The following is a 15,421-nucleotide window of genomic DNA, read 5'->3' as shown; positions in this document are numbered from 1 at the left end:
CGGTCGCGGTAGCGTACAATTTGGAACAGAGGCATCGCAGTCCAAATAAACTTGCAGAAGTTAAAGAAATGTTTATCTGGGTGGCCTCAGAACGAAATCTCCGTCACGAATGAAACGCACAACCCCCTGCAGAGAAACGAGAATCGACGTACAGACCCCCGAGGTGACCGACGCATGAGCGGTGCGGGTGAACTCACGGCAGACGAACTCACGCTCCCCATCAAGCGAACCGAGGGAGAGACGCTCGAAGACCGACTGACCAGCAACGCCTATCACAACATCCTCCCGGCGCGTTACCTCCGGAAGAACGCCGACGGGAACCTCATCGAGGAGCAGGAGGACCTCTTCCCGCGCGTCGCCGAGAACATCGCACTGGCCGAGGCTGTCTACGAGGCCGAGAAGCGCGACGAGGAAGTCACGGTCACGCCCGACCAACTCAAACCCGACCACCCCCGGCGCGACGAACTCGCCGAGGAAGTGTTCGGTGCGGGCACGACGGCCGACGACGACGTCGAAACGACGCTCTCCGTCTACAACGTCAACAAGTTCTCCTACGAGACCGTCGTCCCGGAACTCCCCGACGAGATTCGCGCCCACGTCGAAGACGTGCGCGAGGAGTTCCAGACCCTGATGGAAGACCTCTCGTTCATGCCGAACTCGCCCACGCTGATGAACGCGGGCGACGAACTCCAGCAGCTCTCGGCCTGTTTCGTGGACTCCCCGGCCGACGACATCGACGACATCCACCAGACCGCGAAGGAGGCCGCGCAGGTCTTCCAGTCCGGCGGCGGCATGGGCTACGCGTTCTGGAAGCTCCGACCCTACGGCGACGCGGTGGGCAGTACCGGCGGCATCGCCTCCGGACCCATCACCTTCATGCGGACCTACGACCAGATGTGCGAGACCATCGCGCAGGGCGGTGCCCGGCGCGGCGCACAGATGGGCGTCATGCGCGTCTCGCACCCCGACGTCATCCAGTTCATCCACGCCAAGAACAAGGACGTCAGCCTCGCGGAGACCCTCCGCCTGAACGACCCGGACGACTACACCCACAACTCGTTCGAGGAGGCCCTCGAAGAGGCCCGCGAACTCATCGACGAGGACGGGCGCGTGCCCAAGCACCTGCGGAACGCCGCCGAAGGTCACCTCTCGAACTTCAACATCTCCGTCGGTATCACCGACGACTTCATGGAGGCCGTGCAGAACGGCGAGGAGTTCACCTTCACGAATCCGCGGACCGGCGAACCCCACATCGCCACCGAACACACCAAGGAACTCTACGAGATGTTCGACCTCGGCGAACACGTCGAGGTCGGCGAGGAACTCTCGGTTCCGGCCGAACTCGTCTGGGACCGCATCGTGGACGGTGCCCACGAGAACGGCGAACCCGGCGTCATCTACCTCGAACGAGTCAACAAGGAACACTCGTTCGACGTGGAGGAGCACCCCGACCACCGGATTCTGGCGACCAACCCGTGCGGCGAGCAGCCGCTCGAAGAGTACGAGGCCTGTAACCTCGGCCACATCAACCTCTCGACGCTGGCCGACACCGACGCGCCCGACTGGCGCGTCTGGTACGACGACCACGGCGACGAGTACGACAGCTTCGAGGACGCCGTAGACGCCTTCCTCGCCGACGCGATGGCGTGGGACGACTTCGACCACCGCATCGAGTACGGCACGCGCTTCCTCGAGAACGTCGTCACGATGTCGGACTTCCCGGTGGACAAAATCGAGCAGAAGGTCCGGGAGATGCGCAAAATCGGTCTCGGCGTCATGGGACTGGCCCAGCTCTACATCCAGTTGGGCGTCGAGTACGGGAGCGACGCCGGGAACGAAATTGCCCGCCAGTTGATGCGCTACATCAACCACGAGTCGAAGTGGACCTCCCACGAACTCGCCGAGGAGCGCGGGTCGTTCGAGGAGTGGGACAAGTCGAAGTACGCGAACCCCACCGAGTACGCCGAGTGGTTCGAGAAGCAGACCGGCCTGAACGCCGACGACTGGGAGGACGGCTTCCCGGTCCGCAACCACAACACGACGACCATCGCGCCGACCGGCACCACGTCGATGGTCGGGAACACCACGGGCGGTTGCGAACCCATCTACAACGTCGCCTACTACAAGAACGTCTCCGACGACGTGCAGGGCGACGAGATGCTCGTGGAGTTCGACGACTACTTCCTCCGGACGCTGGAGGACAACGACATCGACGTCGAGGAGGTCAAGCGAGAGGCCCAAGACCAGATGGCGAACAACGAGTTCGACGGCGTCGAGGGACTCGAAACCGTCCCGGACGCCATCGGCGAACTGTTCGTCGTGACCTCCGACCTCTCGGGCAAGGACCACGCCGCGGTCCAGTGCGCCTGTCAGGAGGGCGTGGACTCGGCCATCTCGAAGACCTGCAACTTCCCGAACGACGCCAGTAAGGAGGACATGCAGGAGGTCTACGAGTACATCTACGAGAACGGCGGCAAGGGCGTGACCGTCTACCGCGACGGCACCCGCTCCAAGCAGGTTCTCACCACTCGCGCGGACAACAAGGAGTTCGCCGACGAGTCCGAGGCCGCCGAGCAACTGGTCGAGCAGATTCGAGAGGTCTTCGGCGGCATCGAGGGCTTCGTCGAGAGCGACGAGGTTCAGGCTCACCTCGACGAGCAAATCGAGTCCATCCTCGAAGTCGCCGACGGCGAGGACGCCGACGGTGCGTACGCCGAGAAGCGTCCGCGCCCGGACGTGCTCCACGGCATCACCCAGCGCATCGACACCGGGTACGGCAAACTCTACGTCAACATCAACGAGGACGAGCAGGGCCGACCCTTCGAGCTGTTCGCCAACATTGGCAACTCCGGTGGCTTCACCGCCTCGTTCACCGAGGCGCTGGCGAAGACCATCTCGACGGCGCTCCGCTCGGGCGTGGACCCCGAGGAGATAGCCGACGAGCTACAGGGCATCCGTAGCCCGAAGGTCGCGTGGGACAAGGGCGAGCAGATAAACTCCATCCCCGACGCCATCGGCACGGCGCTGCGCCGGTACCTCGACGGCGAAGTCGAGAAGGCCTACCCTCAACAGCAGAACCTCACCGAAGTCGAGGACGAGGCCCCCGAAACCGACGGTAGCGGCGGGGTCGCGACGAGTAAGGAGGCCGACCAGCAGGACATCATCGACTCGGGCGAGAGTCCCGAGTGTCCCGACTGCGGGTCGCTGTCGCTGTACTACTCCGAAGGCTGCAAGACCTGCGAGTCCTGCGGCTGGTCGGAGTGCTGAACGCGGTGTGACCTAATCGGCGATTCCTTTTTCGGCGTCCGGTTCGGCCGGAGACGTTACGTCAGATGATAGCATACTCTCGTCGGACATGTACTCGAACGGGGGACGGGGGACCGTCCGGGACGCACAGGAGGGACGACCGTGTTCGGACTGACCGACTCGTTCCGGCGCGGCGTGGCGTTTCTCGTCGTCGGGATGGTCGTGCTGGTCGCGGCGTTCGGCGCGAGTTGGGCGCTCGCGCCCGACACCGAGACCGTCTCCGGGGCCGCGGACGCGACAACACGTCGGTACTGGTGGGCGTGCAGGGACCGGGACCGAACGGGAACGTGACCGCGCTCGACGGTCGCGGCGACGTGCGCTGGAGCATCGGCGACATCATCAGCTACCAGAGCGTCCAGCAACTCGACAACGGGTCCGTGTTGGCGTCGTTCGCGGCCGGCGATTACCAGAACTGCGGCCCCTACGACTCGCCCTGCAAGCGCACCGGGGTCCGAATCATCGAACCCGAACCCGAACCGCGCGTCGTCTGGCAGTGGAGCTACCCGGTCCGAACGCGCGAGGACAGCGAGGTTCACGACGCCGAGATGCTCCCGTCGGGGAACGTCCTCGTCGCCGACATGGAGTTCGAGAGCATCTTCGTACTGAACCCGAAGACCGGTGACCGGGTCTGGACGTGGAACGCCAGCCAGCACTACGGCGGCCCGGAGGACCCGACGACGACCGACTGGCTCCACCTCAACGACGTGGACCGCATCGGAGACGGTCGCTACCTCGTCTCGATTCGGAACATGAACCAACTGCTCGTCGTCGAGCGCGGGTCGGGTGTGGTCGAGGTGGTAAACGAGAACCCCGACTCGGGCGTGCTGGACAAACAGCACAACCCCCACTGGCTCGGCGAAGACGCGGTCCTCGTCGCCGACTCCGAGAACCACCGCGTGGTCGAACTCCACCGGAACGACACGACCGATACGTGGGAGGAGGCGTGGTCGGTGGCGAAGGTCGGCGGCATCCCGCTCGACTGGCCGCGGGACGCCGACCGCCTCCCGAACGGCAACACGCTGATAACGGACAGCCGGAACAACCGCGTGGTCGAGGTGCGCGAGAACGGGAGCGTCGCGGCGAGCTACTCGGTCCCGTCGCTTCCCTACGAAGCCGACCGCCTGCCCCACGGCGAATCGGCCGCGAACTCGGTGTCGCCCTACGGTAATAGTCACACGGCCGACGTGGGTCTCTTCGACCGGAAAGTCCCGGTCCTCTCGACGCTCCTCGCGGGCGCTCGCCACGTCGTCGCGCTCCCCTTCTGGGTGTCGGAACTTCACCTGTTGGCGGTCGGCGTCGCGGCCGTCCTCTGGATTCGCGGGGGCTACCTTCTGGCCGCGCGGGGTTAGGGAAACAGTGATGGCGCTCGCGGCGTGACTGTCGGCTATGAGCGACACGGGCGGTAGTTCGGACGCCAAGGCCGACGGAACGGCCGAGCGAGGCGGCCGACCGTGCCCCATCTGCGAGGAGTCGATGTACCATCGTCACTGCAAGTACGTCTGTCCGAACCACGGCGTCATCATGGACTGCGCCGACACCTTCTACTGAGCGCCCGCCCTCACTTCCCTCGATCGTCGCTGACCGACCGGTTCTCGTCCGGACTGCCTACTTCATCGTCACCCACGTCAGGAACGCGACGGCGACGAACTGGAGACCGCGAAGCACCAGTACGGCCTGCTGGACGGTGGGGTCGCCCGAGTAGAGCATCTTCATGCTGAAGAAGAAGTAGATGGCGACCACGTTCTCGGCGAGCATGACGCTCCCGAACGCGACCAGTCCGAGCAGCAGCGACGTGCGGAACTTCCGGTAGTTGCGCACCCACACGGACGTGAGCAGACCGAGCAGGAGGATGTTCACGACCGCGATTCCGCTGGCAAACTGTATCGTACTCATGTTATCGTCTCCGTGTCATTCGATGTGTTCCATAATCTCCTCGAAGGCTTCGCGGTGCTGCTCGAACTGGTCGGTGAGGAAGTAGAGTTTCCCGTACTCGTTGTCGCCGGGGTCGACCACGTCGTGGTCTTCCAGCATATCGAGGTGGTGGCGGACCGTCTTGTACCGCACGTCCAGAACCTCCGCGAGTTGGTTGGCGTTGCGTGGGCGCTCCGAGAGCGCGCGGATGATGCGCGCGCGGTTCTCCCCGCCGCGCGTCGCCGTGAGCAGGTACCAGAGCGCCTTGTCCATCGCGCTGTCCCTCGGTTATCAGTCACGGCCCTTATACTTACGGCTCGACGCGTCTGGAGACCCATCCGGTCGGACCGCTGGGGAACGCCTCGCTCTCCTCGCTCGGTTGCAGGGTCCCCTCGCCGTCGGTCGCGCGCACGACCACCTCGTGCGGGGCCGTGGCCTCGTAAGTGTACTCCCACTGTCGCCACGCGTCCTCGGCCGACTCCGCCCGTCCGCTCGCCGAACCCGCCTCGCCGGTGCCTGCGGGGAGCGGGTCCGAGAGGGTCGCCTCGCTCCACGACGCTCCGCCGTCCGTCGAGACCTCGACCTTCCGGATTCCTCGCGTGCCCGCGTAGGCGTGTCCGCCGACCTGAATCTCGCCCCCGTCGAGGTGGTTGACGGCGTGGAGTTTGGCGACGGTGTTGACCGGGCCGGTGCCGTGCCACCCGCGCTTCTCCCAGTAGCCCTTCGCCTCCCGTTCCAGCACCTCGATTTCGGTGAGCCACTTGACGTTTATCTCGCCCCAGTGGCCCGGAATCAGCGCCCGCACGGGGTAGCCGTGACTGCGGGGGAGTCTCCGGCCGTTCATCTCGAAGGCCAAGAAGCCGTTCTGGAGGGCCGACAGCGGGAACTCCTCGAAGTAGTCGTCGGCGGCCCGGAGCATGACACAGCAGTTTCCCGAGGCGTCGATACCGGCCGCGTCGAGCAGGTCTGTCACCGGCACGCCGGTCCAGAGCGCGGTGTCCATCTTCTTGCCGTTCAGTCCCTCCCCGACGCACCGCAGGGTGACGAAGCGGTGTTCGACCGACTCCGACATCCCCGCGATTTCGTCGTAGCCGAACTCCACGTCCTCCTCAACTGCGCCGGTCACGGCCAGTGTCCAGTCCTCGCGGTCCACCGTGGGGTCCACGTTGTTGATGTCCACCTGATAGAACTGCTCGCTGACGAGCGGTTCGATGCCCTCCACGTCGAGAGACCGCCCCTCGGCCTCGCCGAGGAGCGACTCCACGTCGGCCGAGACCGACCCGTCGTCCGGGGTCGGAATCTCGTCGCCTCGGCCGGACCCGAGGACCGCACCCGCCCCGCCGACCGCGAACGCACCTGCGACGGCCTGAAGGACGCGCCGCCGGGCCGTTCCCGGTGCGGGCGAACCCGCGTCGTCCGCGCCACCGCCGACCGACGCCAGACCCGCGACGATACCCGCGCTCGCGCCCGCGGCGAGCGTGGAGGCGGCCGACCCCGTGAGCGCCAGCGCCGCGGCGACGCCAGCCACGGCGACGACCGGCGACGCCGGGACCTCGAACTGGGCGGCGAGCGCGATTCCGAGCGCGCTCGTCAGGGCGAACAGTGCCACCGTGAGCGCGAGCGCCAACAGGAATCCGAGTTGGCTCCCGAGGTCGCCGAGGGTCTGGATGGACCACGCGATTACCGCGTCGGGCGTCGAGGCGACCACGAGGTCGCTCACCGGCGCGGCGACGAACGCGGGCGTAAGACCCGCGACGGCGTACGACCCGGCGACGGCCGCGACGCCCGCCGAGGCGGCGACGACGGCCGATTCGAGCAGGGTACGGCGGTCACCGCCCCCGACAGACGGGTCCGAGCGGTCCGCCGACTCGCCGGGTGCGTCAGTCACGGTCGCCCCCGTGCGACGTACAACGCCGCCGCCAGTGCGGCGATTGCCGCTCCGATTCCGAACCCGGGCGCGAACGCGCTCGACCCGCTCTTGGGCGCGCCGGTCGTGTCGTTCATCGAGTCGTCCATCTCTGTGGTATCGTCGGCCATGGAGTCGCCCATCTCTGTGGTGTCGTCCGCCATCGAATCGCCTCCCATCGACTCGTCCGAACAGGCGGTCGTCTCGCTCGTCGAGTCGTCCATCGTCCCGGTCGTGGTGTCGTTCATCGAACCGGCCATGGACTCCGTGGTGCTCTCGTTCGACGTCCCGTCCATCGATTCGGTCGTTTCGCCCGTCGAGTCGTTCGTCGAATCGCCGCCCATCGTCTCAGTCATCTCGTTCTCCATCATTTCGGTCGTCTCACCCATCGTCTCGTTGGCCATCATCCCGTCGTTGGTCGTCGGGCCGCACTCGGCCACCGTCTCTTGGGCCGCAATCGGTGCGGCGAAGACTGTCAGCACGACCAGCGCCAGCGTAACTGGAGTTACGAATCGCATGGTTCTACCGGCGAGAGCCACCCTAAAAGGAGTTTTTCGGACTCTCACCCGCTTCGTTCGGAGTCCGTTCCGACTCCGTTCCAATTTCGTTCCGAATTCGTCGGCGGTAACGGCCCGCCGGTCGCGGCCGAACTACCGGCGGGCGCTCGCGGCGCGGTAGGCCGGACCGGCGAGCAGCGCGACCGCCACCGCGGCCGCCGCGGCGACGAGTTCCCAACTGACCGCGGACAGGCCGGTGGTCGAGAGTCCGTCGAGCGAACTCCCCGCGAGCACGGCCGCGACGGTCCACGGAACCTCGCCGACGGCCGTCCCGGCGACGAACGCACCCGTGGAGACGCCGGAGAGACCCGCCGCGGCGGAGACGGGGTCGGAGGGCGCGGGCGCGAGTCGAGAGGCGACCATCCCGCGCAGGTCGCCCGTCGCGGCGAAGAACCGCTCGCCGGAGTCGCCGAGGCGCGCGACCAGCCCCGACCCCGCGCCGAGATAGCGCGCGACGAGAAACGGCACGAGCGCGCTCGCGGTCGTCCCGGCGAGCGCGACGGGGAAGCCGACGACGGGACCGTAGGCGTACCCCGCGAGGACGGCGACGAGCGTGGTCGGCCACGCGAACAGCGGTCGGACGAGGTAGACGCCGACGAGCAGGACGCCGAAACGGAGCGGTCGGTCGGCGAGTCGTCGGGCGGTTGCCAGAAGGTACTCCGGTCCGGCGAGGACGCTCGCGGCCGCGACGACGGCGAGGAGGGCGAGCCCTGCCACTTGGCGGCGCGGGACGGCGGTCATCGCTCCGTGGGTTTTCGTTCGGTGGGTATCCGCTTTTTGGGTCGGACCGCGAGTTTCGACCGAAGTCGGGCTTCGACGGCGTCGCGTTCGATACCCGGTCTCGCGCAACCTTTAATCCGTCTCGCGGCCGACTCCGAAGCGATGGCCGACGACGCCGCAGGCGAGGACGCCGCGCCCGGCGACTCCGACAGCGACGCGGACCGTGAGAACGGAGACGCGGACCCCGTGGAGGTGGGCGTCGAATTCCTCTCGAAGCTCGAACACCCCGAGTTATCGGTCGCCGAGGCCGTGGACCGAATCGAGACCGTCACGACACACCCCGCGACCACGCGGAAGATTCTGGACGAGGCCGAGAAGCGGGGCTTCATCGAGCGCGAGGACGGTATCGTGAAGACCACCGGCGGCGGGTACGTCAGTTTTCAGAGCGAGGTCGTCACCAAAGAGGGAGAGTTCTCGTGTCGCCGATGCGGTGCGGGCATCTCGACGGGGTACTTCATCAAACTCGACGCGGGAGAACACGGCGCGTTCGGCCCGGAGTGCATCCGGAAGGTCACCGGCCGGGACTGAGCGTCCGAAGTGAGGGGGACCCGCGCTCACCGACCGCGACTGAGTTCCTCGATGAGCGTCTCGAGCGTCCGCTGTTGCTCGGCGAGCAGTTCGTTCTGGCGCTGGACCGCCTCGGTCAACGCCGCCAGTTGCTCCTCGGTGGAGTCGCGCTCGGTCTCCGAACTCGCCGGTTCGAAGCCGGAGTCGGCGAACCCTTCCGAGTCACTCGCGGCGTCTGAGCCAGCCATCCCGTCGGAGTCAGCCCTCCCGACCGACTCGCCGTTCTCTCCCGAACTTGCGGCCGCGTCGCCGGTCGCCGTCGCGGTGGCAGTCCCGCTCGCGTCGGCGGGGTCGTCGGTCAGAGCCACGTCGTCGGTGCCCACCGACTGCGTTGCGCCGTCGGCCGCCGACGCACCGTCGGCGGTCCGCGTTTCGGTCGAACTGACGTCGTCGGTGCGCTCGGCGGGTTCCGACGCGTTCGAACTCGCTGCGGCGGCCTTCGCCGCGGCGTCGCTCGCCTCGGCGGCGCTCACCGCGTCCTCGTCGTCACGCTCGGCGGTCGTCACGCTCTCCTCGTTCTCGATAATCGCACCGTCGTCGTCGAGTTCCGGAGGATTAGCGTCGATGGGGGCGACGCCGCCACCGGCCAGCGGGTCGGCGTCACTGTCGTTCGCGGACTCGGTCTCGGCGGACTGCTCGCCTTCGGCCTCGGCGTGGTCGTCCGGGTCGGCGTGTTCGCGGGCGAACTCCTCGTAGGAACCCTTGTCGTGGTGTTCGAGCAGTGCGCGCTCGATGCGCTCGCGGACCTCTCGGGTCTGGTCGCTCGGGGTCTTGATGCGCTGGGGTCGGCCAGCGCTCTCGATGATTATCTGGGAGGAGACGCTGCCTTTCTCCACGTCGAGGGCAGTCACGTCGTCGAAGTGGAACTCCTCGTAGTCCTGGTCCCAGACCGCCGCGCCGACGTGTTTGACGACGCGTTCGCTGGTGATGACGAGCGTGAGTTCGCTGAACTGGTAGGTCTGCTTGACCGTCTCGTCCGGTCCGGTCACGTCCGCGGCGTTCAGCACGCCCGCCAGCACGGGGTGGAGCGCCTCGTAGAGTCGGTTGCTCGGCACCTTGAACTTCTCTTCGCCGTCGATACCGTAATCGAGTTCGACCGACGACTTGCGTCGCCCCTCCGAGATTTCGATTCGCTCGGCCTCGTGAGGGTACTCCTCGACGGACTCGTCGCTCAGGAGTCCGTCGGCGCGGTAGATGAGGGTCCGCGTGCGGGTCACGTAGAGACCGTCCTCACCGCCGAGGGACACCTTCGCCGCGACCTGTTCGCCGTCGAGTCGGGACTGTACGATTCCGGGAACGTTCATGCTCAGGTATGATTATCCCCCCGGCTTAAATCCGCCGGGTGAGTGCCGCGGTTTATTCACGCGGTGTGACACGCCTCAGTCCGCAAGCGTGACGGTCGGCCAACCGTTCGTCGTCGTGGGTTCGTCGCCCTGCAACGGACGTTCCCGCCGACCGCCGGAACCTCCGTGCTTCGGTGTGGCGAACCCGTTCGAGATGAGAACTTTAAAGAGTAGAACCGCCCTACTCGAAACCGAGCCCGGGTGGCTTAGCTGGACATAGCGCCGCACTCATAGGGTTACTGAGATTCGGTGCTCAGGCCTTGGAAGCCTCCCATGCCCAAGGGGCCCGCCGAGCCTCGTACCTGGGTCATGCGGAGATCGAGGGTTCGGAGCCCTCCCCGGGCATTCTCAGGATTTTGTTTCCTCCGGTAGCCTCTGTTCTCGGCGATGAACTCGTCGAACCCGACACGAACTATCGGACACTAAAATCCGTATTGTAGGATACGTAATGCGTTTGTTCGGGTATCGAACCGTCTCGACGAGCGATGAGACGGCGATACCACGACCTGAGACTGGCGATAGTCCTCCTCATATCGGCCGCCGCAAGAAGTGACACCGCCGACGGCGAGTCACCCGTCGTAGGAGGCCCCCGGCGCGACTCAGTTCGTCTGCGTCGTCGCCAACGGTACCGCCGACGTGGACCCGCAGTTCGGACACGCACGCTTGACTGGGCGAACGCCGTCCTCGGTGTCGCGGCCGATTCTGGTCTCGGTACACTCCGTGCACTGAAGCGCGTGAACGACCATCGCTATTCGGCTCGCGTGAGGGAGTCGTCGAGTTCGTCGAGCGCCGCCACTCGGTCGGCGACGGCCGCCAACCGACTCGTCGCAGTCACCGTCTCCTCGTCGTAGACTAGCAACCCGGCGTCGGCCAGTCTCGGGAGGTGGTTGTGGTGAAGCGCGATGCGAGTCCGGCGACGAGCGCCCTCGTCGGTGTCGGTCGTCAGCGTCTCGGTTAGGCGTTCCCGCTCGACGGACCCGGACTCGTGGAGGGTCGAGATAATCGCCTCGCGGACGGGATTGCTCAGTAGTTCGAACGTCGTTTCGCGATTCACGTGTTCGGGGTTCGTAGTTACGGCCATGGTGGGTAGAGTGCGGGCGAGGACGCCCGCTCGTACGTCGCTCCACTCAGGGAGACCTCCTAAACACCGCCACCAGTCCCGTCGGTTCCGGTCGGTTTCGACCGTTGCGGCCATCTCCGAAACTAGGGACGTATCGTTTCGGAGTTCCCGAACGTCTGTACCACCGTTGCAGTTCGGTCCACTATTTTGCTCGGCCTTAGTCGTCTCGACAACGGAGTAACCGGTGTGCAGTACGTGTTCGGGAATATCTCCGGGGTTACTTGCGTCCGAGTCAGCACTCTTCCAGTTCCGCCGCCTCGACTTCACCGTCGAGATACCGCTCCCCGAGCGGACTGATGGTGTAAATGTCGCTGCCGAGGTGTTCGACCAGACCGTACGACGCCAGCGTCCGACAGCGCTCGGCGACTCGCTCGCGCGGGAACGGGAGTTGCGCGGCGATGGCGGTGAACGTATCCTTACGCTCGGTACGGAGCAAGGCGAGCAAGTGGTCGTCCTCTGGTCGCATCCAATCTCCCTGCTCGCACATGTGTGGTCGTTTCTCGCGCGGCATCTTCATCCTTTTCTGCCGACCTCGCGCTCGACTGCGTCCTTCTACCTGTAGAGAGAAACCGCCGTTCGAAGCGTACTGCCCGTTTGGAGGGTCCCTGATTTCGGGGCGACGTGACACAGGCAACACCTGATTACCGCGTTTCGCCGACGGTTATCCCCGCATTTCTGCACGCGTATAAAATGAGTGAAAAACCCTTAGATTCGGTTTTAAATTTTATGAAGCCATTAGAAGCAGTTATAAAATGTACAGTTTTCGTTCGTCCAGTGGATGAAGATTCTGAAATCGCGCTAACACTCTTCCCGTTATATGACCCTCGCCCTCCAACGAAGGAACGAGGTCGGAACGCCCATGACCGAATCACCCCTCCAAAACGAAAGCAAGTCCGCCGTCGGTTCTTCGCCAGACGCCGGTGAGACGACCGCGACGAGTCGCCGACTCGCCTCCCTGTCTGACCGCTATCGAGAACACGCCCTCACGACCCCGCTCGAAGTCGTCAGTTTCTGGTCGGCAATCGCCCTCCCGTTCCTCTACGTGCCGCTGCTGCTGGCCGGCATCTCGACGCAGGGTGAACTGCTGACCTTCGTCGGTCTCCTCGTCCTGAACCTCGCGGCCCTCCTCGCAGGTCACGGCCACAAGCGGGAGTGACGACGCTTCGGCCCTCCATCTCTTCTCTCCCCACCGAACTTCTCGAACCCTCGTCTAGTGACAGTTCGCGTTCGACGCGTACGGGCGACCAATGCGCAGCGACCTGTGGTACCGCGACTATCGACCTCACCGACGAGCAGTTCGAGCGAGCGACCGAGGCGGAGTGACGGACTCAGGGGACAGTCCGCGCGGACTGAGGGTCAGTCGTGACGACAGCGTCGCCCCCCTTCTTCGCGGCCACCACTATCTCGCGCGGTTCGCCGCCGGGTGCGAACAGCGTCACCGTGTAAACTAGCGAGTCGTTCCGGGTTCCGAGTTTGACTTCGGTTACGGTCTGGTTCGCGGGGTCGGACTCGGTCTGGTTCACCGCGAGTCCCACCGCCTCGGCGGCCGACCGAAGTGAACTCGTGTTGCGGGCCTCGTCTGGCACCCCGTCGTTCGACCCGAACAGGTCGCCGAGGATACCGCCGCTCTCGTTCGCCCGCGTCGTGTCGATTACCGTCGCGTTTCCGGCGTACACCTCCACCGTGAGGAGCGTCCCGTTAGCCGCCAGCGCGTCGATTTCGTAGACGAACGTGGACCGCTGTAGTTCCCCGCCTCCCTCACCGCGAAGTCTCGCTCCGACCACGGTCCCGTTCGTCCGGTTCTCGACCGTCCGTATCGCTTCGATGGTTTTGTTCGCCGGGACGGTCGAGGCGTTGTCACTCTCGTTCTGAAGCGCGACCGTACCGTCTGCGACCGCAGTGGTCGTTCGCTGGACGGTGCTGCTCGGTTCCGTGTGGAACGTCGCGCGCCCCCGACGGTACCCGCGACGAGGACGATGCCGAGTCCAACTGCGAGGGCCGTCGAGTGCGTGATGGTGAACGCCTTCATCGGAAGTACGTGCTATACCAGAGTTGCAGGAAAAGCGATTGTGGCCAGACGACCGGCGGAGAGGGTGAGGCGGACCGGACTTCGGTCAGGTCCCTCCGCGTTCAGCGCTCCTGCAGATACAGGGGCACCAGCAACGAGAGAGCGAGCACCGAAACCGCAGGATGTGAGAACGAATCCACACCGAAGAAGTACAGCGTACTGTTTGCGACGACGGTCATCAGTCCGACGACGAACAGCGCCGTGGCGGCCCGCGACCGATTCGGTTCCGGACGAGTTTGCTCGGAGGCGACACCCACGAACTCGGTACCGCGGTCAGTCATTGCGGCGTGGTGTTCGTCGGGTGGCTAAAGTCCTTGTGGAGTCACTCTCTCGTGACCGCGGCCCTGAGATGGGGGAGTTCGCGGGCCAGTACCTTCCGTTTCATCAGGCAGAACCCGGCGAAGATTATCAGGAACCCTGCGGCGGTAGTGAGGTCGATGCCTTCGCCGAGGAACCACCATCCCGAGAGCGCCGCGAACACCGGCGCGACGTAGGACACCAGATTAATCTCGATGGGACCGAGGCGGTCCAGCAGGTCGAAGTAGACGAGGAACCCGAGAGCGCTCGCGGCGATAGAGAGGTAGGCCATCGCGGCGATGGCTTCGGGCGTCCACCGAATCGCGGCGAACGACTCGCTCGGCCGGGCGACGCTGACGATGTGCATTATAGCCGCGCCGAGAACCATCGACCACGCCTCCATCGTCTCGATGGGTAGTTCGGTCTCGATGCGGCGGGTCAGGACGCTCCCGAGCGCGAACGACGCGGCCGCGGCGAACACCAGCGACTTGCCCACCACGCTGGCGTTCACGAGGTTGTTCGGGTTCGGGTCGCTCAGAACCACGACGCCGACGAGACCCAACAGCAGACCTGCGATTCCCGCCGGGGTCAGACGTTCGCTCGGGAGCAGGACGCGCGCGAACCCGGTCGTGAGGACGGGACTGAGACTGAGACGACCGCCGCGACAGCGCTCGTCACGCTGGCGTACCCCTCGCCGACGAACAGGAAGGCGTGGTAGGCGGCTATCATCAGCGACCCGCCGACGAGGACGAGCGCCCACTCGCTCCGACCGCGCGGCCGCAAGCGGTCGGTCGCGTAGGCGGCGTATCCCAACATCAGGACGCCCGCGATGTCGTACCGAATCGCGGCGAAGAGGACCGGCGGGAAGTATTCGAGTCCGGCCTTGATGGCCATGAACGCCGACCCCCAGACGGCGGCAAGCACGACGAACAGCGCGACGTTCCGGTATCTGGTCACGACGGAACTGGACGCCGCCGGGGAGTCAACGTTTCGAAGGACGACAGGGTTTGCCGGTTACCGACTTCTCGACCGACTTACGCGAGGCGTTCTCCGGAGGTCCGGCGCTCGTCGCGGACCGCTCGAAGCACGTCCTGACGGGCGACGATACCGAGCAGTCTGCCGTCGTCGTCGACGACCGGGAGTCGGTTGATGTCGCGTTCGTCGTCGGCCAACAGGTCGAGGATGCGGTCGAAGTCGGTCTCGGGTTCGACCGTCACGACGTCGGCGGTCATCACGGTCTCGACCGGCTTTCCGGCGTGTTTCAACAGGTCGAGTTCCGTGTCGAGGTCGTCCCACGAGAGGTCGATGGCGTACTCGAGGGTTTCGAGGAACGGCGGGAATCCGACCGGAATCCAGAGCGTCCGGTCGCTGGGTTGGAAGATGTGGACGAGGTCGTGCTGGGTCACGATACCGACCACGCGCTCGTCGTCGTCCACGACGGGGAACCCGTTGAAGTCCGCGGTCGCGAGACGGGTCAGCACCTCGCTTATCTCGTCGTCGGGGTGGACCGTCTCTACGTCGGTCGTCATCAGGTCGCGGGCGTTCATGTTCGAACCCGAGGTAGCC

At 65.5% G+C, this 15,421-nt stretch carries 17 protein-coding genes, 1 tRNA gene and 1 pseudogene; 7 read left to right on the top strand and 12 right to left on the bottom strand.

Going from position 1 to position 15,421, the window contains the following annotated elements; genetic code table 11:
- Positions 1-174: 174 nt before the first annotated feature.
- The 4 genes from FXF75_RS04070 (at position 175) to FXF75_RS23430 (ending at position 4,854) form a co-directional block, all read left to right on the top strand.
- A complete protein-coding gene (locus FXF75_RS04070) occupies positions 175-3,267 on the top strand; it encodes an adenosylcobalamin-dependent ribonucleoside-diphosphate reductase (protein WP_163520243.1) in 3,093 nt (1,030 codons plus the stop codon).
- A gap of 141 nt (positions 3,268-3,408) precedes the next feature.
- Positions 3,409-3,597 (top strand): hypothetical protein, encoded by a 189-nt coding sequence (locus FXF75_RS21985; RefSeq protein WP_205427168.1) that lies wholly within the window; start codon positions 3,409-3,411, stop codon positions 3,595-3,597.
- On the top strand, positions 3,567-4,655 hold the full coding sequence (locus FXF75_RS04065; protein WP_205427166.1) for an arylsulfotransferase family protein: 1,089 nt from the start codon (positions 3,567-3,569) through the stop codon (positions 4,653-4,655). The genes FXF75_RS21985 and FXF75_RS04065 overlap by 31 nt, the downstream gene beginning before the upstream one ends.
- Before the next feature lie 37 nt (positions 4,656-4,692).
- Positions 4,693-4,854: an HVO_2523 family zinc finger protein gene (locus tag FXF75_RS23430; protein WP_205427164.1), complete on the top strand. Its 162-nt coding sequence runs from the start codon at positions 4,693-4,695 to the stop codon at positions 4,852-4,854.
- Positions 4,855-4,911: 57 nt separating this feature from the next.
- On the opposite strand, the gene FXF75_RS04060 is transcribed toward FXF75_RS23430, so the two are convergent.
- From FXF75_RS04060 to FXF75_RS04040, 5 genes are all read right to left on the bottom strand, one after another.
- Positions 4,912-5,199: a hypothetical protein gene (locus FXF75_RS04060; RefSeq protein ID WP_163520242.1), complete on the bottom strand. Its 288-nt coding sequence runs from the start codon at positions 5,197-5,199 to the stop codon at positions 4,912-4,914.
- 15 nt (positions 5,200-5,214) lie between these two features.
- A complete protein-coding gene (locus FXF75_RS04055; protein ID WP_163520241.1) occupies positions 5,215-5,490 on the bottom strand; it encodes a winged helix-turn-helix domain-containing protein in 276 nt (91 codons plus the stop codon).
- A gap of 37 nt (positions 5,491-5,527) precedes the next feature.
- A complete protein-coding gene (locus FXF75_RS04050) occupies positions 5,528-7,036 on the bottom strand; it encodes a molybdopterin-dependent oxidoreductase (protein WP_163521093.1) in 1,509 nt (502 codons plus the stop codon).
- A gap of 65 nt (positions 7,037-7,101) precedes the next feature.
- The gene (locus FXF75_RS04045) at positions 7,102-7,641 is read right to left on the bottom strand and encodes a hypothetical protein (protein ID WP_163520240.1); all 540 of its coding nucleotides are present in this window, start codon (positions 7,639-7,641) and stop codon (positions 7,102-7,104) included.
- A gap of 132 nt (positions 7,642-7,773) precedes the next feature.
- Positions 7,774-8,397, bottom strand: coding sequence for a VTT domain-containing protein (locus FXF75_RS04040; protein ID WP_309221749.1), 624 nt, complete (start codon positions 8,395-8,397; stop codon positions 7,774-7,776).
- Between the two features lie 165 nt (positions 8,398-8,562).
- On the opposite strand from FXF75_RS04040, the gene FXF75_RS04035 reads away from it, so the two are divergent.
- Entirely contained in the window at positions 8,563-8,988 is a 426-nt protein-coding gene (locus FXF75_RS04035; protein ID WP_240334489.1) for a DUF5830 family protein, read from the top strand.
- 26 nt (positions 8,989-9,014) lie between these two features.
- Here the strand turns inward: FXF75_RS04035 and FXF75_RS21975 are convergent, their stop codons facing one another.
- Entirely contained in the window at positions 9,015-10,331 is a 1,317-nt protein-coding gene (locus tag FXF75_RS21975) for a hypothetical protein (RefSeq protein ID WP_205427161.1), read from the bottom strand.
- A gap of 234 nt (positions 10,332-10,565) precedes the next feature.
- Here FXF75_RS21975 and FXF75_RS04025 point away from each other — a divergent pair.
- Positions 10,566-10,715: transfer RNA gene (locus FXF75_RS04025), tRNA-Met, on the top strand.
- A 403-nt stretch (positions 10,716-11,118) separates the two neighbouring features.
- Here FXF75_RS04025 and FXF75_RS04020 read toward each other — a convergent pair.
- Both FXF75_RS04020 and FXF75_RS04015 read right to left on the bottom strand, forming a co-directional pair.
- A complete protein-coding gene (locus tag FXF75_RS04020; protein WP_163520238.1) occupies positions 11,119-11,565 on the bottom strand; it encodes a hypothetical protein in 447 nt (148 codons plus the stop codon).
- Positions 11,566-11,722: 157 nt separating this feature from the next.
- The gene (locus FXF75_RS04015; RefSeq protein ID WP_163520237.1) at positions 11,723-11,956 is read right to left on the bottom strand and encodes a MarR family transcriptional regulator; all 234 of its coding nucleotides are present in this window, start codon (positions 11,954-11,956) and stop codon (positions 11,723-11,725) included.
- A gap of 393 nt (positions 11,957-12,349) precedes the next feature.
- Between FXF75_RS04015 and FXF75_RS04010 the strand changes: the two genes are divergently transcribed.
- The gene (locus FXF75_RS04010) at positions 12,350-12,646 is read left to right on the top strand and encodes a hypothetical protein (RefSeq protein ID WP_163520236.1); all 297 of its coding nucleotides are present in this window, start codon (positions 12,350-12,352) and stop codon (positions 12,644-12,646) included.
- Between the two features lie 172 nt (positions 12,647-12,818).
- Here FXF75_RS04010 and FXF75_RS04005 read toward each other — a convergent pair whose 3' ends face one another.
- From FXF75_RS04005 to FXF75_RS03990, 4 genes and pseudogenes are all read right to left on the bottom strand, one after another.
- A complete protein-coding gene (locus FXF75_RS04005) occupies positions 12,819-13,274 on the bottom strand; it encodes a hypothetical protein (RefSeq protein WP_163520235.1) in 456 nt (151 codons plus the stop codon).
- Positions 13,275-13,620: 346 nt separating this feature from the next.
- On the bottom strand, positions 13,621-13,839 hold the full coding sequence (locus tag FXF75_RS04000; RefSeq protein WP_163520234.1) for a hypothetical protein: 219 nt from the start codon (positions 13,837-13,839) through the stop codon (positions 13,621-13,623).
- Positions 13,840-13,880: 41 nt separating this feature from the next.
- A pseudogene (locus FXF75_RS03995) lies at positions 13,881-14,812 on the bottom strand (DMT family transporter).
- Positions 14,813-14,889: 77 nt separating this feature from the next.
- Positions 14,890-15,402: an HPP family protein gene (locus FXF75_RS03990; RefSeq protein ID WP_163520233.1), complete on the bottom strand. Its 513-nt coding sequence runs from the start codon at positions 15,400-15,402 to the stop codon at positions 14,890-14,892.
- Positions 15,403-15,421: the final 19 nt, after the last annotated feature.

Origin of the sequence: Halorussus sp. MSC15.2 (genome assembly GCF_010747475.1) — an archaeon.
Taxonomy (GTDB): domain Archaea; phylum Halobacteriota; class Halobacteria; order Halobacteriales; family Haladaptataceae; genus Halorussus.
This window is presented reverse-complemented; position numbering and strand designations above follow the sequence as displayed.

Excerpts from the sequence above, each read along its gene's own strand:
- FXF75_RS04055 (WP_163520241.1), bottom strand. The coding sequence starts at position 5,490 with ATGGACAAGGCGCTCTGGTACCTGCTCACGGCGACGCGCGGCGGGGAG.
- FXF75_RS04060 (WP_163520242.1), bottom strand. The coding sequence starts at position 5,199 with ATGAGTACGATACAGTTTGCCAGCGGAATCGCGGTCGTGAACATCCTC.
- FXF75_RS04045 (WP_163520240.1), bottom strand. The coding sequence starts at position 7,641 with ATGCGATTCGTAACTCCAGTTACGCTGGCGCTGGTCGTGCTGACAGTC.
- FXF75_RS23430 (WP_205427164.1), top strand. The coding sequence starts at position 4,693 with ATGAGCGACACGGGCGGTAGTTCGGACGCCAAGGCCGACGGAACGGCC.
- FXF75_RS04070 (WP_163520243.1), top strand. The coding sequence starts at position 175 with ATGAGCGGTGCGGGTGAACTCACGGCAGACGAACTCACGCTCCCCATC.
- FXF75_RS04010 (WP_163520236.1), top strand. The coding sequence starts at position 12,350 with ATGACCGAATCACCCCTCCAAAACGAAAGCAAGTCCGCCGTCGGTTCT.
- FXF75_RS04020 (WP_163520238.1), bottom strand. The coding sequence starts at position 11,565 with ATGGCCGCAACGGTCGAAACCGACCGGAACCGACGGGACTGGTGGCGG.
- FXF75_RS21975 (WP_205427161.1), bottom strand. The coding sequence starts at position 10,331 with ATGAACGTTCCCGGAATCGTACAGTCCCGACTCGACGGCGAACAGGTC.
- FXF75_RS04015 (WP_163520237.1), bottom strand. The coding sequence starts at position 11,956 with ATGCGACCAGAGGACGACCACTTGCTCGCCTTGCTCCGTACCGAGCGT.
- FXF75_RS04000 (WP_163520234.1), bottom strand. The coding sequence starts at position 13,839 with ATGACTGACCGCGGTACCGAGTTCGTGGGTGTCGCCTCCGAGCAAACT.
- FXF75_RS04035 (WP_240334489.1), top strand. The coding sequence starts at position 8,563 with ATGGCCGACGACGCCGCAGGCGAGGACGCCGCGCCCGGCGACTCCGAC.
- FXF75_RS03990 (WP_163520233.1), bottom strand. The coding sequence starts at position 15,402 with ATGAACGCCCGCGACCTGATGACGACCGACGTAGAGACGGTCCACCCC.